Raw genomic sequence first — 15691 nt, 5'->3', positions numbered from 1 at the left:
CGCCGACAGGCCGGCCCACCCGCAGGCGATTCACATCATCCCCACGTGTCACGGGAACTTTCCGGAGAACCACTCGTGCGGGTAGTCTTGCTCGAACTCAACTCCCGCCCCTCAAGCGACAGTTCGAGCAGATCGCCGTCCTGGGCATTTCCTTGCACTTCCTTGGCGGTCTCTTGCCCCGAAACCCCCTGAGGGCCGATGGGATTGGGCCACTATGGCGGGCGTCACGCCCTTTCCCGATGCAAGGGACCACCCAGATGAGACTGACCGACATATCGCTGAACTGGCTGCTTCCGGGCGCCGTGCTTCTCCTGGGCATGCTGGCGGCGGTGGCGGTGCTCGCGCGCGGCAAGCGCTCCTCGGTCAAGAACACGAGCGCGGACGACTCCTGGGAGCGCAGCGAGGAACGCCGCAGACGCAAGGAAGCCGTCTACGGCACCCTCTCCTATCTTCTTCTGTTCTGCTGTGCGGCCGTCGCCGCCCTGCTCTCCTTCCACGGCCTGGTCGGTTTCGGCGAGCAGAACCTCGGGCTGTCCGGGGGCTGGCAGTACCTCGTCCCGTTCGGCCTGGACGGTGCGGCGATGTTCTGCTCCGTCCTCGCCGTGCGCGAGGCCAGCCACGGTGACGCGGCGCTCGGCTCCCGGATACTGGTCTGGACGTTCGCCTTCGCCGCGGCCTGGTTCAACTGGGTGCACGCCCCCAGGGGCATCGGCCACGCGGGTGCCCCCCACTTCTTCGCGGGCATGTCCCTGTCGGCGGCGGTCCTCTTCGACCGCGCGCTGAAGCAGACCCGCCGTGCCGCGCTGCGGGAGCAGGGCCTGGTGCCCCGCCCGCTGCCGCAGATCCGTATGGTGCGCTGGCTGCGGGCTCCCCGCGAGACCTACCGCGCCTGGTCGCTGATGCTCCTGGAGGGGGTGCGCAGCCTGGACGAGGCGGTCGACGAGGTGCGCGACGACAAGCGCAAGAAGGACGAGACCCGGCAGCGGCGGCGCGACCAGCAGCGTGTGGAGCGGGCCCAGCTGAAGGCGATCAGCCGCGGTCACCGCGGCCACTTCGGCCGCGGTGGCGGACGGCAGCTGGAGGTGCAGGTGGAGCGCGAGTCCTCGCAGGTCTCCGCGGAGCCTGCCATATCAGCGCCGGAGCCCCTGCCCGTGCGCTCGCGTCCCTCCCTTCAGCCGGTGCGCAAAGGAGCTGACGCGGTGACCGTCGACCTCACCGCGGAGGACGACACCATGGCGCTGCCGCGTCTGGACTCCCTGGAGCGCAAGCTCAAGGACCTTGAGCAGCAGTTCGGTTAGCCGGGCTGCGGTACGGCGGCGAAGGGGCGTGGCCTGGGGGCCGCGCCCCTTCGGCGTTCACGCCGCGCCGGCCTCCAGCTCGAACCAGACGGACTTGCCCACGCCGTGCGGCCGCACGCCCCACGCGTCCGCGAGGGACTGCACCAGGAACAGGCCCCTGCCGTTCGTGCCGTCGTCGGCGACGGGTGCGCGCAGCCGGGGTCTGCGGGCCACGAAGTCCCGGACCTCCACCCGCAGTCCGCGGGGTCCGACGGTGGCCGTCAGGACCGCGTCGTGGTCGGTGTGGACGATCGCATTGGTGACGAGTTCGCTGGTGAGCAGTTCGGCCACGTCGGACTGTCCGTGTTTCCCCCATTGCCCGAGCAGTTCCCGCAGGGCCCTGCGGGCTTCGGGAACCGCCCGCAGGTCCGCCCGTCCGAGTCGGCGCCTCAACTGCGGCGCCGGATCGTGTTCCGTGACATCGTCGGTCCTGTCCTCCACCGTCTTCGCCGAGAAGCCCCCGATCGCTATGGGACCGCCTCGTCGTGCCTGCCTCTCCATGACCCCCGCCCGCGCGCCGATGTCGGTTCCCCTCCTGCTCGAACACGTTCACGGGGATCCATGCCCGATCGGGAACGCGGCAGTCATGCCGGATCGTCGACGACCGGTTGTTCGGCCATCGGAACGGCGCGGGCTGCCCGGGCGGCGGGCCGCCGAGCGGTACGGCGACGGAGGGGAGGGGGGCAAGAGGGTAGCCGGTCGTCGTCCCCGGACGGATGCTGACCGCCGGAGATCGGACGATGGGCCGACGGCCGGCTGTCGATCCGTGCGTACACGGGGAAGGGCCGGGGCGAGGACACCGGGTGCGCGGTGCTCGGGTGAAGTTGGCTGAAGTGCGACGGTCTTGACGGCCCCCGAGACCGGTACGGGGCCGTCCTCCCCACCCCCGTGGGGGGAGGACGGCCCCGCATCTCACGGCGGACGCGCGTCAGTACAGCTTGTTGACGGCGGTGGTCGTCGTCTTCTTGAAGGCGGCGACCGGGGCGTCCCCGAAGTCGCCCAGCCGGCCCCACTGCACGACGGTGACCGTCCTGCCGTCGCGTCCGACGGACAGCAGCGAGATGTCCGTTGAGCCGCCGGACGTCTCGGTGTGCACGCCGCGGACGCGGGCGCCCTCCTCGACGGGCAGCGAACCGTAGTCCCGGCCCTCGGCCTCGATGTCGGGGTCGTTCTTCTCCAGGCGGTCGGCGCAGGTGCGGATCAGGTCGTCGTAGTGCTTCGCCAGGGCCTTGGCCAGGGCCGCTGTGTCCGCCACGACGGTCAGCTGCACGGCGCTGGTGTCCAGGTCGGTCCGGAACTCCCGGTGCCGGTAGTCGTAGGAGGGCACGCCCTCCGTGCTCACACAGATGCCGAGCCCTTCCGGGAACCCTTCGGTGACCGGGCCGGCGGTCCAGGCGGAGCCGGGGTGCGGCGGCAGCTGGGACGCCGACAGGAACTTCGGTGCGGCGGCCTTCGGTGCGGCACCTGCGGCCGGAGCCGTGAGGACCGTGCCCGCCGCGAGGGTGGCGACGGTGAGTGCGGTGAGCGCACTGGCTCGGATGTGCCTGGGCATGGGTGTCCCCCGTGGGTGAATGCGTGGATGGTCGATGCCGCCGCGAGACCGGCTGGTCGGCCCGGGTCTGCTCGGTGCGGCACCAGAAGCATCAGCGGTCCCACCGCGAGGGCGCAACAGCCCGCTTCCGATCCGGCACGGTGGAACCATCCCAGCCCCTCTGACGTGCAGGTATATGAGGTGCCTGGGATGCCGTTCCGGGCCCGGTCGGACGCGCGGGACGGGGGAACGGTGTCGGCACGGAGCGACGTCGACTGCGTCGGGGAGTTCGCGGCGCTGCTCAGGACGCTGAAGGAGCGCACGGACCGCAGTTACGGTTCACTCGCCCGGCGTCTGGCCATGAACACCTCGACCCTGCACCGCTACTGCGCGGGCGAGGCGGTCCCGGTCGACTTCGCCCCCGTGGAGCGCTTCGCCGCCCTGTGCGGGGCGTCCCCGGAGGAACGTCTGGAGCTCCACCGCCGCTGGCTGCAGGCGGTGGCGGCCCGGCAGCGCCCCCGCACGGCGAGCACGGCGGCTCCGGCCGAGGAGGACACGGTCGCCGCGGGGGCGGAAGAACCCGAGGCCGAAGAAAACCCGGTCGTCGCCAAGGCGGAGAAACCGGAGGGCGAACAGGACGCGGTCGCCGCCGAGAGGAAAGAACCCGAGGCCGAAGAAAGCCCGCTCGCCGCCAAGGCGGAAGAACCGGAGGGCGAACAGGACGCGGTCACCGCCGGGAGGAAAGCACCCGAGGCCGAAGAACACCCGGCCTCCGCCGGGGCGGAGGAACCCGAGGGCGAACGGGACGCGGTCGCCGGCGGAGTGGCGGTACCGGTGGCCGGACCCGTCGGTGTCGGCGGCCCTGCCGACGTCGCGTCGCCGCTCCCCCGCCGCCCCTGGTACCGCCGCGGACGCGTCGCCGTCGGGCTCGCGGCCGCCTGCGCGGTGCTCGCGGCCCTGGGGAGCCTCTCCGCACTGCCGGACGGGCGGCGTGCGACCGCCGACGGCCGTACCCCGTCAGCGGCCCCGGCCCCGTCCGGTACGGCGGGGCCGAAAGCCCCGCACCGCGAGAGCGCCTCCCCCAACCCGAGCGACAGCTCCCCCACCGCCGAGCCGCCCTCGCCCTCCGCGACTCCGGAGAAGAGGAAGCCCGCCCCCTCCTCCTCGGCCCGCATCACCCCGCCGCCCGCCGACGCGGCCGACCCCGGAGTCCCCCTCACTTGGTCGGCCGACTCCCAGGCGTGGGAGCTCGGCTGCGGTCACGACTACGTCGTCGCCAGGCCGCCGGGGCAGGTGGCGCCGCCACCTGCCCCGCAGGACGCCGGCGTCTGGGCCGCCGCGCAGAACGCGGTCCACGGCGGCGAGACACTCGTGCAACTGTCCGTGCAGGGGCGGACCGACACGGCCGTCGTACTGGAGGCGCTGCGCGTACGCGTGGTGGGACGGACCGCACCGGCGCAGGGCAACGCCTACGCCATGGACCGGGGCTGCGGCGGTTCGATCACCCCGCGCTCCTTCGACGTGGACCTGGACAAGGACCGGCCCATCGCCCGCGCGGTCGCCGGGAGCGACGCGGGTACGCCGATCCCGGCGGTGCGCATGCCCTACCGGGTGTCCGCCCGGGACCCCGAGGTGCTGCTGGTCAACGCCCGGACCCAGGCGTGCGACTGCCGCTGGTACCTGGAGCTGGACTGGTCCTCCCAGGGCCGCCGGGGCACGGTCCGGATCGACGACGACGGCCACCCGTTCCGCACCAGCGGCATCAAGGGCCTGCCCCGCTACGTGTACGACACCTCCGCGCGCGCATGGACGCCCTACAGCTGAGGGTCCGCTAGAACCGCGGCACGTTGCGCAGGTTGGAGCGGGCCATCTGCAGCATGCGGCCGACCCCGCCGTCCAGCACGATCTTCGAGGCCGACAGGGCGAACCCGGTCACCATCTCGGCCTTGATCTTGGGCGGGATGGACAACGCGTTGGGGTCGGTGACGATGTCGACGAGGGCCGGCCCCTTGTGCTTGAACGCGTCCTTCAGGGCCCCCGGGAGGTCCTTGGGCTTCTCGACGCGCACGCCGTACGCCCCGCAGGCACGGGCGACGGCGGCGAAGTCGGGGTTCTTGTTCGCGGTGCCGTACGACGGGAGACCGGCGACCAGCATCTCCAACTCGACCATGCCGAGCGAGGAGTTGTTGAACAGTACGACCTTCACGGGGAGGTCGTACTGGACCAGCGTGAGGAAGTCCCCCATCAGCATGGAGAAGCCGCCGTCGCCGGACATCGACACGACTTGCCGTTTGCGGTCGGTGAACTGCGCGCCGATCGCCATGGGCAGCGCGTTGGCCATCGAGCCGTGGGAGAAGGAACCGATGACGCGGCGACGGCCGTTGGGAGAGATGTAGCGGGCGGCCCAGACGTTGCACATCCCGGTGTCGACGGTGAACACGGCGTCGTCGGCGGCCACTTCGTCGAGCACGGACGCCACGTACTCGGGGTGGATCGGCGTGTGCTTCTCGACCTTGCGGGTGTACGCCTTGACCACCCCCTCCAGCGCGTCCGCGTGCTTCTTCAGCATCCGGTCGAGGAAGCGCCGGTTCTTCTTCTCCCGCACGCGCGGGATCAGGCAGCGCAGCGTCTCCCGTACGTCGCCCCACACCGCGAGGTCCAGTTTCGAGCGGCGGCCGAGGTTCTCGGGCCGGACGTCGACCTGGGCGATCTTGACGTCGTCGGGGAGGAAGGCGTTGTAGGGGAAGTCGGTGCCGAGCAGGATCAGCAGGTCGCACTCGTGGGTGGCCTCGTAGGCGGCGCCGTATCCCAGCAGTCCGCTCATGCCCACGTCGAAGGGATTGTCGTACTGGATCCACTCCTTGCCGCGCAGGGCGTGCCCGACCGGGGACTTGATCTTCCCGGCGAACTCCATGACCTCGGCGTGCGCTCCGGCGGTGCCGCTGCCGCAGAAGAGGGTGACCTTGCCGGCCTCGTCGATCATCTCCACGAGGCGTTCGATCTCGGCGTCGCCCGGGCGGACCGTCGGGCGGGAGGTCACGAGGGCGGTCTCGGCGGCCTTCTCCGGTGCGGGCCGGTCGGCGATGTCACCCGGCAGGGTGACGACGCTGACGCCGCTGCGTCCGACGGCGTTCTGTACGGCGGTCTGCAGCAGCCGCGGCATCTGCTGCGGACTGGAGATCATCTCGCTGTAGTGGCTGCACTCGGCGAACAGCCGGTCGGGATGGGTCTCCTGGAAGTAGCCGAGGCCGATCTCGCTGGAGGGGATGTGCGAGGCGAGGGCGAGGACCGGGGCCATGGACCGGTGGGCGTCGTAGAGGCCGTTGATGAGGTGGAGGTTGCCGGGGCCGCAGGAACCGGCGCAGGCGGCGAGAGAGCCGGTGATCTGCGCCTCTGCACTTGCGGCGAAGGCGGCGGTCTCCTCGTGCCGGACGTGGATCCAGTCGATGGCGGAGTTGCGGCGGACGGCGTCGACGACCGGGTTGAGGCTGTCGCCGACGACTCCGTAGAGGCGTTTGACCCCGGCGCGGGTCAGGATGTCGACGAACTGTTCCGCGACGTTCTGTTTGGCCATGGCTCTCGTCTGCCCCTTCGGTCTCCTGGGATCCCTCCGGGTTCCATCAAGTCACACGGCTCGCGCTCACGCCTCCCACACCGCGGCGGCCGTACGATCGTCTGCATAACCCTTGACCCGCACTTGGGAGTCGGCGAGGAACGCGGCGAGGCCGGGCGGGTCGGGGCGGGACCACCGCTCGGCGAGGTACTCGCCCAGTTCGGGTTCGCCGCGCAGGGGGTCGGCGAGGCCGGCGCTGCACATCAGGAGCGTGTCACCCGGGCGGGCGACGGAGGCCCGGAAGCGGAAGGGCTCGCGGGGCGGCTCCGGGGCCGGTTCGTACGGGCTTGGCGGGGTGGGGATGCCCAAGTCCATGGTGAGCCGGTCGCCCTCGGGGGTCTCGGAGGGCGGCGAGCCGAAGCCCAGGACGGGTTCGCCCTTGACCTCGGTGACCTGCGGCTCGATGTCCTGCCACTCGCCCTCCCGCAACCGGAACAGTCCGCCCGGCCCCACCCCGAAGAACACCCGCGTGCGGCACTGGGGGTCGGCGGGCAGCAGCAGGCAGCGCAGGCCGGCCGCGTACTCCTCGGGGGCGACGCCCTGCTCGGAGGCGCTGGCCCGGAGCTTGCCGAGGCTGCGGTCGGTGAGCCGGTGCAGCCCGGACTTCAGGTCGCCGCGCCGGGCGTCCCTTAAGTCCTCGACCAGCCGGGCGTGGCTGCGTCCGACGGCTCGTCCGATCCAGTGACAGGCCTCGGCGGCGGCCCGGTGCGCCCCCGGAGTGGCCCGGGCCCCCGTCGCCATCGCCACCAGCAGCAGCGCGCGCTCCCCCACTCCGAACCGGGCGGTGAGCAGCGAATCCCTGCGGGGCTCCCCCCGGTACCGCGCCGAGTCGCCCCGCAGGGACACGGCCCGCAGCGTGCAGGCCCCGTACCGGGCCCCGTCCAGCACGGTGTCCGCGACGAGATCGTCGAGGTCGTCCGGATCGGCGGCCGGGAGAGCGGTGGGTTCGGCGTCGTAGGTGGGCGGCCGCGTACCGACGTGACCACGGGCCCCGGGGGCGGGCTCGGGGCGCTCGAGTACCGACGAGGTGTCTTCCGGTTGCGGCACCGCGGAGGGCGGCTCGGCGGGGCGTGCGGGCGCTGACGGCGTGCCCTGGGGCTGCGGGACCGCGGTCGGCGGCTCGGCGGGGCGAGGCGGTACGGGCGCCTGGACGACCGGCCCCGCAGGGGCGGACGACCGGCCGGAGGGGTCGGCGGGCGGAGGCGGCGGCACGGGCGGCCAGTCGGCCGCAGCGGGCGAGGCAGCTCCGCCCGGCTCGGGCCGGCTCGCCCCGGACGCGCGTGGCTCGGAGGCCGGAGCCTCCGGGGTGGCTCCCGCAGCCGGGGCGGCCCCGGAGGGTGGCCAGGCCGGAGGGGCCGTGGGAGGTGGCGGAACCCGGGGCGCCCGCCCGTCGGGGCCCTGCGGGTCGGGCGCCTGCTCCGAGCTCTCCGAGGACGTACGGGAGCCACCCGCAGGCGGCGCCACCTCGCCCGGCCACTCACCCGAGGACGTACGGGAGCCACCCGCAGGCAGGGCGGCCTCGCCCGGCCGCTCACCCGAGGACGCGCGGGGGGCGGCCACAGGCGGGGCCGCTTCCGCCGAGGACGCGCGGGGGTCGGTCGGCGGGGCTGTGGGAGCTGGTCGCTCCCCCGGGAGTGGGTCGGCAGCTGTCCGGTCGGGCCGCGGCGGCAGCTGCTGTGCGGTCGGGAAGCTCACCGGCTCCGTGGGGCCCTGCGGTGGCGGCTCCCAGGGGGCGCGTTGCCGGGGCCGGCCGGGCGGGCGGGGCGGGTCGAGCACGCCGTCGGCTCCGGTCCGGGGCGCCGGGACCACCGGCTGCGTACCGAAGGGCCGCGCCGCCGACCCGTCCGGGGAGCCGGCTCGCTTCTCGGCCCCGTCGTCCCCCACCGCCCCCGACGCCGACGCAAACCGGTCGTCCAGGGAATCCCGCGCGGGCCCGGGGCCGGTGTCGTCGGTGGAGTCGTCGTACAACTCCCTCCACCAGTCGTCCTCGCGACCGGTGGGCCTTCCCCCCTGCTGGCTCATGCCCTGATTGTCCACCGCACGAGCGGGATGAAAACGGGGCTTGCGGAAAAAACCGGCCCACCGAGGGGCGGTGAACGGCACGTCGAGTGAGCCATGGAACGGTCGTACGAAAGGCCGGCCCGGCCCGCAGCGGCTGGCTGACCTGCGGATCTGGAGCCCGGGCACGCTTCTGACCTGCGTGTTCTCCGGTGTTCCGGCAATCTGGTCAGATGGGAGTGTGGGACCTCCTGCTGGTCGGGCTGGTCATCCTGCTCGGACTGTGCGGAGTGCTGCTGCCCGCCATGCCGGGATCATTGCTGGTGTGGGCCTCGGTCATGTGGTGGGCGCTGAAGGACCCGCAGCCCGTCGCATGGTGGGTGCTGGTCGGGGCCACGGCCCTGCTGCTGCTCTCCCAGGCCGTCCGCTGGGCGCTGCCACCGCGCCGGCTGCGCATGAACCGCACCACCCGCCGCATGCTGGCCTGCGCCGGCACCGGTTCCGTCCTGGGTTTCGTCCTGATCCCCGTCGCCGGCGCGATCCCGGGATTCCTCGCCGGTGTCTACCTCTTCGAACGGTTCCGCCTCGGCCGTCACGCCGACGCGGTGGCCGCCCTGCGCACGGTCATGCGCGCGGGCGGTTCGAGCATCCTGGCCGAGCTGTTCACCTGCCAGCTGATCGCGGCGGCCTGGGTGGGCGCCGTCGTCTGGGGCTGAGCCGGCGGCCGTCAGGCCGGCAGCACTCCCTCATGGGTCAGCAGCCGTACCTTGCGGTCCAGGCCGCCCGCGTAGCCGGTCAGCGCGCCGCCCGCCCCGATCACCCGGTGGCACGGACGGACCACCAGCAGCGGATTCGCGCCGATCGCACCGCCGACCGCCCGCACGGCGGCCCGGGGGGCTCCGATGCGCGCGGCGATCTCGCCGTAGGTCGTGGTCGAGCCGTACGGGATGTCGTCCAGCGCGGCCCAGACCTTCTCACGGAAAGCGGTGCCGTCGGTGCGCCAGGCCAGGCGGAACTCTTTCAGTTCCCCGGCGAAGTACGCGGCGAGCTGCTCCTCGGCCTCCCGGAAGGGCCCGGGGTCACGCCGCCAGTCGTCCCGCACCTCGCGTCCGCCCTTCTGGCCGGGCACCGACAGCGAGGTCAGCTCGCCGGTCGGGGCGGCGGTGAGGAGCAGCGGCCCGAGGGGGCCGGGCACACTCGTCCAGTACGTCGGGCAGGTCATCGGGACTCCCACTCCCCTGCTGCGCGCAGGTGGTTCAGTGCGTACGAGCGCCAGGGGCGCCAGCTGTCGGGTGCGTCGAGGCCGGGCGGGGCCACGTCCGGGTCGCCGAGGGCGCGGGCGCGGATCTCGGCGACGGTACGGGGGTCCAGTCCGGGCACGGCCGTCAGGGCGTCCCGCGCGGCGTCCCGGTCGGCGCCCGGGTCCAGGCGTACGGCCCGGTCGGCGAGGGCGGCGGTGAGCGCGCCGAGGGTGCCTGTGGGCTCGGCTCCGGCCAGCACGGCCGGCTCGGGGAAAAGGTGGGTGAGGCTCCCGCAGGGGGCGTCGAGGGCCTTGCCGTAGCGGCGTACGAGCCGTTCGGCCTCCGTGCGGCCGACCAGGGCGCGCACCGCGAGTTCCTCGGGGTCGGCGGTGCCCGGCGAGCGGAGCCCGGGCCGGGCGGCGACCAGGGGTGCGAGCCGCGGGTCGGCGGCGAGGCGCTCATCGACGGCGTAGGGGTCGGCGTCGAGATCGAACAGGCGCCGCAGCCGCTGGACGGCGGTGGTCAGGTCGCGCGGGTCGGTGAGGTGCAGCCGGGCGTCGAGCCAGCCGCCCGGGTGGGCACCGAGCCCCGTCCGGGCGGCACCGGGGCGTTCGTCCACGGCGACGATGCCGGTGCCGTACGGGAGGCGGAGGGTGCGCCGGTAGGTGCGGGCGCCGGCTGGGCCGCTCACCTCCTCGATGCCGGGTACGGCCTCGTGTTCCAGCAGGTCGAAGACGGGTCCGGCCCGGTAGGGGCCGCGGTGGGCGAGCCGGAGCGGGATGCCGGCGTTCGGGGTGGCGGTGCGGCGGCCCGGGCCGTGCCTCGGCGCGGCGGCGCGCAGGTCGCTCGGCGTCGACGCGTACACCGCCCGCATCGTGTCGTTGAACTGCCGCACGCTGGCGAAGCCCGACGCGAAGGCGATCTCGGTGATCGGCAGGTCGGTGGTCTGCACGAGGACCCGGGCGGTGTGGGCCCGCTGGGCCCGGGCGAGGGCGACCGGCCCGGCGCCGAGTTCGGTGGTGAGCTGCCGCTGCACCTGCCGTGCGCTGTAGCCGAGGCGTGCGGCGAGACCTGCGACGCCCTCCCGGTCGACGACGCCGTCGGCGATCAGTCGCACGGCCCGGCCGACGACGTCCGCGCGGACGTTCCACTCGGCGGAGCCGGGCGCGGCGTCCGGGCGGCAGCGCCGGCAGGCGCGGAAGCCGGAACCCTGCGCGGCGGCGGCCGTGGTGAAGAACCGTACGTTGGTCCGCTTCGGGGTGACCGCGGGGCAGCTGGGCCGGCAGTAGATGCCGGTCGTCTCGACGGCGAAGAAGAACACGCCGTCGAAACGGGCGTCGCGGCTGCGTACGGCCTCGTACCTGGTGTCCTCGTCCGTTCCCTGGTGTGTCACGGGTCCAGTCTCCGCCGGCGGCCGACCGGCCGCTGGCGGAAATCGGACACCACGATCGAGCGGGGCCCGGTGCCCGGCAGCCGCACGCACGGCGCGACGCGGGCCCGGCAGCGCAGGCACCGCCCGACGCGGGGCCGGCAGCGCACACACGGCGCGAGGCGGGCCCGGCAGCAGGCACGTGGGCCGACAGTCGGCGCGCGGGGGTTACGAGCGCCAGTGGGCGCCCCGCTTCGCCTCCATCGCGGCGCGGCCCATCGCCCCCTTCCGCTTCCAGTCCTTGCGGATCTCGGCCCGGAGGCGGGCGTCGGTCTTGGCGACGATGCGCTGGTTCTCCCGCAGCAGCTTGCGGTAGCTCTCCAGCCGCCGGTGCGGCAGTTCACCGCTGTCGACGGCGGCCAGCACCGCGCAGCCGGGCTCCGCCTCGTGGGCGCAGTCGTGGAAGCGGCACCGCTCGGCCAGTTCCTGGATCTCGGAGAACACCTGCCCGACGCCGGTCTCGGCGTCCCACAGGCCGACGCCCCGCAGCCCGGGGGTGTCGATCAGGACGCCCCCGCCGGGCAGCACGAGCAGGTTGCGGGTGGTGGTGGTGTGGCGGCCCTTGCCGTCGACGTCGCGGGTGGCCTGGACGGTCATGACGTCCTCGCCGAGCAGGGCGTTGGCGAGTGTCGACTTGCCCGCGCCGGACTGACCGAGCAGCACCGACGTCCCGCCGCCGACGATCGCGGCGAGCACGTCGAGGCCGTCTCCGCCCAGGGAGCTGACAGGCACGACCGGCACGCCGGGCGCGCTCGTCTCCACGTCCTGGACGAGGTGTGCGAGGGTCACGGCGTCCGGCACGAGGTCGGCCTTGGTGAGGACGACGACGGGCTGGGCCCCGGACTCCCAGGAGAGCGCGAGGAAGCGCTCGATGCGCCCGAGGTCGAGTTCGACCGCGAGGGACACGGCGATGACGGCGTGGTCGACGTTGGCCGCGAGGATCTGTCCCTCGGACCGCTGGGAGGAGGTGGAGCGGACGAAGGCGGTACGGCGCGGCAGGCAGGTGCGGACGTAGCGCGGGTTCCCGCCGGGTTCGACGGCGACCCAGTCACCCGTGCACACCACCCGCAGGGGGTCGTGCGGGGTGACGAACGCGGTGTCGGCCCGCAGCGGCCCGTCGGCGGTCACGACGTCGCACTGTCCGCGGTCGACCCGCACGACCCGGCCGGGCAGCAGCCCGTCGGCCTCGTACGGGGCGAACGCCTCGGCCCAGGACTCGTCCCAGCCGTAGGGAGCGAGCGCGGAGGAAACGGATGAAGCAGAGGAGGAAGACAAGGGTGACCCTTTCGAGGTCGGCCCCCGGTCCGACAGTCGGTCGGATCAGCCGGCGGCCACGGAGGTGGACTTCATGGACTGGATGCGGGCAGCGCCCATCGCAATGACAGCCATCGGTCGACACCTCCTCCTCGCTCGGCTCTCGGTCTTCACGGAACCACGGTGTGCGCGGAACCGACGTGACGATATCCCGCCCCGGCGCGGGTTCGTCAACTGTTTTTCGCGCAGGCGTGGCCGTTCAACTCGAATGCGTACGGCGGGGAGTTCTTGCCGCGCCAGGAGGCGAGGAAGCCGAAGGACAAGTCGCCGCCCGCGGGGACCTTCTTGTTGTAGTCGGCGGCCGCAGCGGTGACGCGGGAGCCGTCCTGGGCGACGGAGGCGTCCCACATCTGGCCGACCTGCTGTCCGTCCCGGAAGGACCATGCGACGCGCCAGGAGTCGAGGGAACGGGTGCTGGTGACGGTGACGGTGGCCTGGAAGCCGTCGGGCCACTGGTTGACCAGGTCGTACTCGACGCGGCAGAGGGGGTCCGCGCTCTCGTCGGGTTCGGTCCGGCCGGTGGGCGAGGAGGTGCCTTGGGGTTCGGTGTGGCGGTCGTCGTCCGGCTTTGCTGACTTCTCCGGCTGCTCGGTGTGCCGGGTGGTCCGGTCGGCGGCCGGCTTCGAGGTCGCGGGTGTCAGGGACGGGGCGGAGGGCAGGGGCGGTGCGCTGTCGGCCACGGGCTGGCGGTCGACGCCGCCGCGCGCGCCGAGGTCGTCGCCGTCGCCGCCGAAGGGCATGAGGGAGACGCCGAGCGCCAGGACGGAAACGAGGACCGCGGCGACGAGGAGGCCGTTGCGGGCGACGTGGGCCTTGTGCTCGCCGTCCTCCGGTTCCCCGGCCGGCTTGTCCGCGGAGCCGGGCCGGCCGGCGCCGAGCCGGACTTCGGCGGCGCGGCGGCGGCGCTCCAGGTAGGCGAGGCCGCCCCAGCCGATCACCCCGCCGGCCAGCGCCCCGGGCAGGGCCCCGCCGTGCAGGCGCAGACAGGCGGCGGCCTCGGCGCACTGCACGCAGGTGGCGAGGTGCCGGGACAGATCGCCGGGGGTCTCGGCGGCGGAGGAGCGGGTGACGGCGTCCAGCAGCCGTGCATAGCTGCGGCACTGGGGGTCCATCGGCGTGTCGAGGTGGTTGCGGTGGCAGCGGTCCCGGAACAGGGTGCGCACCTGCTGGAGTTCCTCGGCGACGCCGGCCGGATCGAGTCCCAGGCGGCGGGCGACCAGGGACAGCGGCAGCGCCTCCACCTCGGCGAACCAGAGCAGTTCGGCGTCGGGCTGCTGCAGATCGCGCAGCCCGCGCAGGGCGAGCGGGCGCTGCAGGGGCGGGCCGGTGTAGCGGGCGGCCTTGTCCGAATTGAGCCACAGGCGCAGGTCGGGGTCGAGTTTGTGACCCTGCCCCTGCTGTTCCCAGGCCGCGGCGGTGGTGCGCACGGAGGTCAGCAGCAGGGGTATGCGGGGCAGCCGGGCCGGGCGGCGGCCGGTGCCGCGGACCGGGCCGTTCTCTGCGTCACGGGCCTCGCGTATGCCGTGCGCGAACGCCTCGCGGCCCAGTTGAGCGGCGGCCGCGGAACCGGACGTGCACAGGTCCGCGTACGCGAGGACCGCGTCCCAGCACTCGGAGAACAGCGCGGCCTCGGTGGCGTCCTGAGGGGTCGGCAGGTCGGGCATGAGTCTCCTGCATCCACGAGCGAGGTCAACTCACCACATCGGTGTTGGAGTTGGGGGGAACCTCGCGGCAGTGCAAGAGCTTTTCACGCCTCCCACACAACTGACAAGCGCCCTGTTCAGATATCACGACAGGGCGGCCGCACCCCTGGCTCCGGTCTCGGAGTGCCATACGGGTGCGGCCGCCCTGTGACTCAACGCCGTGTCGCCATAAGGGGCGTTGTCATCGAAGCGTTATCAAACGGCGGTGGGCGCGTCTGCCGGGAGGCTGTCCATGAAGGAGCTCACCGAGAAGACCGCGTTGCCGGCGCCGGGCGGGCCGTAGCCGGGGGGCGAGGAGAGGCCGAAGTCCTCCATGGTCTGCCGGTAGGCCTGGAGCAGACGGATGTGGTACTCCAGGGGCGCGCCCTGCGGGTTGGCCTTGCCGAGCGGCGTCGTGGGCTCCGGGCACCAGGTGGTGAAGCGGGGCGTGATGCCGTGCGACATGAAGAAGCGCAGGCCCTCGGTGGTGGAGTCGATGGCCTCGTCGACCGTCTTGAAGCCGAAGGGCTCGGCCATCTCCACGCCCGCCACGAAGTTGGGGATGACGTTGCGCGCGCCGAAGACCTCCGCCGAGTCCAGGATGCGCTTGTGCCACTCGTCGCGGCCGACGTACCGCTCCTTGCCGGGGCAGTACATCTTGAACAGGTACTCGTCCCACACCTCGTAGTTGGGGTGGTAGATCTGCACGCCGTAGTCCTTGAAGCGCTGGACGTCGTCGCGCGGGAGGGCCTGGGCGACGACCTTGCCGATCCAGCGGCCGGGGAAGCGCTCCTCGATGGCCTTGGCGTAGTGGCCGTAGAAGTCGGCCTCGTCACGGCCGGAGACCGTCTTGGTGATGGCGCCACCGGTGAGGGTGTAGGCGGTGGAGGCCTTGGCGGTGTCGTAGCGGTCGATGATCTCGAGGGCCTCCAGCACCTCCTCGACGTCCTTCACGCCCGTGTAGGGGCGGCCGGCCGCCTTGTGCTGGCGCCAGTTGTGGTTGATGTCGCAGTACTGGCACTCCTCCTTGGCGCCGAAGTACTGGCAGACCCGGAAGACGGTCAGGTAGATGAGGTAGCCCCACTGGATGGTCGGCGCGACCTCCATGACCGACTTCCCGTTGGCGAGGGTGTGCCGGTAGTACTCGGGCATCGGCGGCACGCCGACGTCGGAGATGCGCTTGCCGTCGAGGTAGAGGCCGAGCACGCCGTCCTCGTCGGCGGCGACGCGGTAGGGGGAGGCGGGGTTCACCCGGACCGAGACGACGGTGCGGCGCAGGTCGTAGGGGCCGCCGGTGAGGATGATCTCCTCCGGCGGGCGGCGCAGCGCGGCCTCGCCCAGCTCGGGAAGGGTGCCGTGGTCGAAGGAGAAGATGAAGTACGACTTCGGCTTGACCTCGCCGGCTGCCTCGTTGGCGGTATCGCTGAGCGCGGACGGGTCGAACGCGACGCCGCCGCGGAGCAGGTCCTCCTTGAAGACGGCCTCCCGCGGCACGTGCGGGAACCGCTCCATCAGATCCTCGACCAGCGCGGTACGGCTGCCCATC

12 protein-coding genes are annotated in these 15691 nt (G+C 73.0%); 3 read left to right on the top strand and 9 right to left on the bottom strand.

Annotated elements, in window-relative coordinates; translation table 11 throughout:
- Nucleotides 1-257 precede the first annotated feature (257 nt).
- Nucleotides 258-1298 (top strand): DUF2637 domain-containing protein, encoded by a 1041-nt coding sequence (locus ACIQU3_RS34490; RefSeq protein ID WP_403739603.1) that lies wholly within the window; start codon nt 258-260, stop codon nt 1296-1298.
- A 57-nt stretch (nt 1299-1355) separates the two neighbouring features.
- Here the strand turns inward: ACIQU3_RS34490 and ACIQU3_RS34485 are convergent, their stop codons facing one another.
- Nucleotides 1356-1838 (bottom strand): ATP-binding protein, encoded by a 483-nt coding sequence (locus ACIQU3_RS34485; RefSeq protein ID WP_403739606.1) that lies wholly within the window; start codon nt 1836-1838, stop codon nt 1356-1358.
- Nucleotides 1839-2265: 427 nt separating this feature from the next.
- The gene (locus tag ACIQU3_RS34480) at nt 2266-2889 is read right to left on the bottom strand and encodes a hypothetical protein (protein ID WP_403739609.1); all 624 of its coding nucleotides are present in this window, start codon (nt 2887-2889) and stop codon (nt 2266-2268) included.
- Nucleotides 2890-3078: 189 nt separating this feature from the next.
- Here ACIQU3_RS34480 and ACIQU3_RS34475 point away from each other — a divergent pair, with 189 nt between their 5' ends.
- Nucleotides 3079-4692, top strand: a complete 1614-nt coding sequence (locus tag ACIQU3_RS34475) for a helix-turn-helix domain-containing protein (protein WP_403739612.1) — start codon at nt 3079-3081, stop codon at nt 4690-4692.
- Nucleotides 4693-4699: 7 nt separating this feature from the next.
- On the opposite strand, the gene ACIQU3_RS34470 is transcribed toward ACIQU3_RS34475, so the two are convergent.
- Together ACIQU3_RS34470 and ACIQU3_RS34465 are read right to left on the bottom strand one after the other, a co-directional pair.
- Nucleotides 4700-6442 (bottom strand): pyruvate dehydrogenase, encoded by a 1743-nt coding sequence (locus ACIQU3_RS34470; protein WP_403739615.1) that lies wholly within the window; start codon nt 6440-6442, stop codon nt 4700-4702.
- 66 nt (nt 6443-6508) lie between these two features.
- Nucleotides 6509-8503, bottom strand: coding sequence for a protein phosphatase 2C domain-containing protein (locus tag ACIQU3_RS34465; RefSeq protein ID WP_403929550.1), 1995 nt, complete (start codon nt 8501-8503; stop codon nt 6509-6511).
- Nucleotides 8504-8712: 209 nt separating this feature from the next.
- On the opposite strand from ACIQU3_RS34465, the gene ACIQU3_RS34460 reads away from it, so the two are divergent.
- Nucleotides 8713-9195 carry a DUF456 domain-containing protein gene (locus ACIQU3_RS34460; protein ID WP_403739617.1) on the top strand — a complete coding sequence of 161 codons (483 nt, stop codon included), beginning with the start codon at nt 8713-8715 and terminating at the stop codon, nt 9193-9195.
- 11 nt (nt 9196-9206) lie between these two features.
- Here the strand turns inward: ACIQU3_RS34460 and ACIQU3_RS34455 are convergent, their stop codons facing one another.
- The 5 genes from ACIQU3_RS34455 to ACIQU3_RS34435 all read right to left on the bottom strand — a co-directional run bounded on the left by ACIQU3_RS34455 (nt 9207) and on the right by ACIQU3_RS34435 (nt 15690).
- On the bottom strand, nt 9207-9701 hold the full coding sequence (locus tag ACIQU3_RS34455) for a methylated-DNA--[protein]-cysteine S-methyltransferase (protein WP_403739619.1): 495 nt from the start codon (nt 9699-9701) through the stop codon (nt 9207-9209).
- The gene (locus ACIQU3_RS34450) at nt 9698-11113 is read right to left on the bottom strand and encodes a DNA-3-methyladenine glycosylase 2 family protein (protein ID WP_403739623.1); all 1416 of its coding nucleotides are present in this window, start codon (nt 11111-11113) and stop codon (nt 9698-9700) included. Before ACIQU3_RS34450 ends, ACIQU3_RS34455 begins: the two co-directional genes overlap by 4 nt.
- 204 nt (nt 11114-11317) lie before the next feature.
- Entirely contained in the window at nt 11318-12424 is a 1107-nt protein-coding gene (gene rsgA / locus ACIQU3_RS34445; RefSeq protein ID WP_403739626.1) for a ribosome small subunit-dependent GTPase A, read from the bottom strand.
- A 209-nt stretch (nt 12425-12633) separates the two neighbouring features.
- Nucleotides 12634-14127, bottom strand: coding sequence for a cellulose binding domain-containing protein (locus ACIQU3_RS34440; protein WP_403739629.1), 1494 nt, complete (start codon nt 14125-14127; stop codon nt 12634-12636).
- Nucleotides 14128-14361: 234 nt separating this feature from the next.
- Nucleotides 14362-15690, bottom strand: a complete 1329-nt coding sequence (locus ACIQU3_RS34435) for a radical SAM protein (RefSeq protein ID WP_403739632.1) — start codon at nt 15688-15690, stop codon at nt 14362-14364.
- Between the last annotated feature and the right edge of the window lies 1 nt (nt 15691).

This window comes from Streptomyces sp. NPDC101110 (genome assembly GCF_044759525.1).
GTDB lineage: Bacteria > Actinomycetota > Actinomycetes > Streptomycetales > Streptomycetaceae > Streptomyces.
The sequence above is the reverse complement of the archived record's forward strand: the minus strand, read 5'-3'. Positions and strand labels throughout refer to the sequence as shown.

What these genes read in the sequence shown, in the direction of transcription:
- ACIQU3_RS34490 (WP_403739603.1), top strand. Translation starts at nt 258, where the DNA reads ATGAGACTGACCGACATATCGCTGAACTGGCTGCTTCCGGGCGCCGTG.
- ACIQU3_RS34485 (WP_403739606.1), bottom strand. Translation starts at nt 1,838, where the DNA reads ATGGAGAGGCAGGCACGACGAGGCGGTCCCATAGCGATCGGGGGCTTC.
- ACIQU3_RS34480 (WP_403739609.1), bottom strand. Translation starts at nt 2,889, where the DNA reads ATGCCCAGGCACATCCGAGCCAGTGCGCTCACCGCACTCACCGTCGCC.
- ACIQU3_RS34475 (WP_403739612.1), top strand. Translation starts at nt 3,079, where the DNA reads ATGCCGTTCCGGGCCCGGTCGGACGCGCGGGACGGGGGAACGGTGTCG.
- ACIQU3_RS34470 (WP_403739615.1), bottom strand. Translation starts at nt 6,442, where the DNA reads ATGGCCAAACAGAACGTCGCGGAACAGTTCGTCGACATCCTGACCCGC.
- ACIQU3_RS34465 (WP_403929550.1), bottom strand. Translation starts at nt 8,503, where the DNA reads ATGAGCCAGCAGGGGGGAAGGCCCACCGGTCGCGAGGACGACTGGTGG.
- ACIQU3_RS34460 (WP_403739617.1), top strand. Translation starts at nt 8,713, where the DNA reads ATGGGAGTGTGGGACCTCCTGCTGGTCGGGCTGGTCATCCTGCTCGGA.
- ACIQU3_RS34455 (WP_403739619.1), bottom strand. Translation starts at nt 9,701, where the DNA reads ATGACCTGCCCGACGTACTGGACGAGTGTGCCCGGCCCCCTCGGGCCG.
- ACIQU3_RS34440 (WP_403739629.1), bottom strand. Translation starts at nt 14,127, where the DNA reads ATGCCCGACCTGCCGACCCCTCAGGACGCCACCGAGGCCGCGCTGTTC.
- ACIQU3_RS34435 (WP_403739632.1), bottom strand. Translation starts at nt 15,690, where the DNA reads ATGGGCAGCCGTACCGCGCTGGTCGAGGATCTGATGGAGCGGTTCCCG.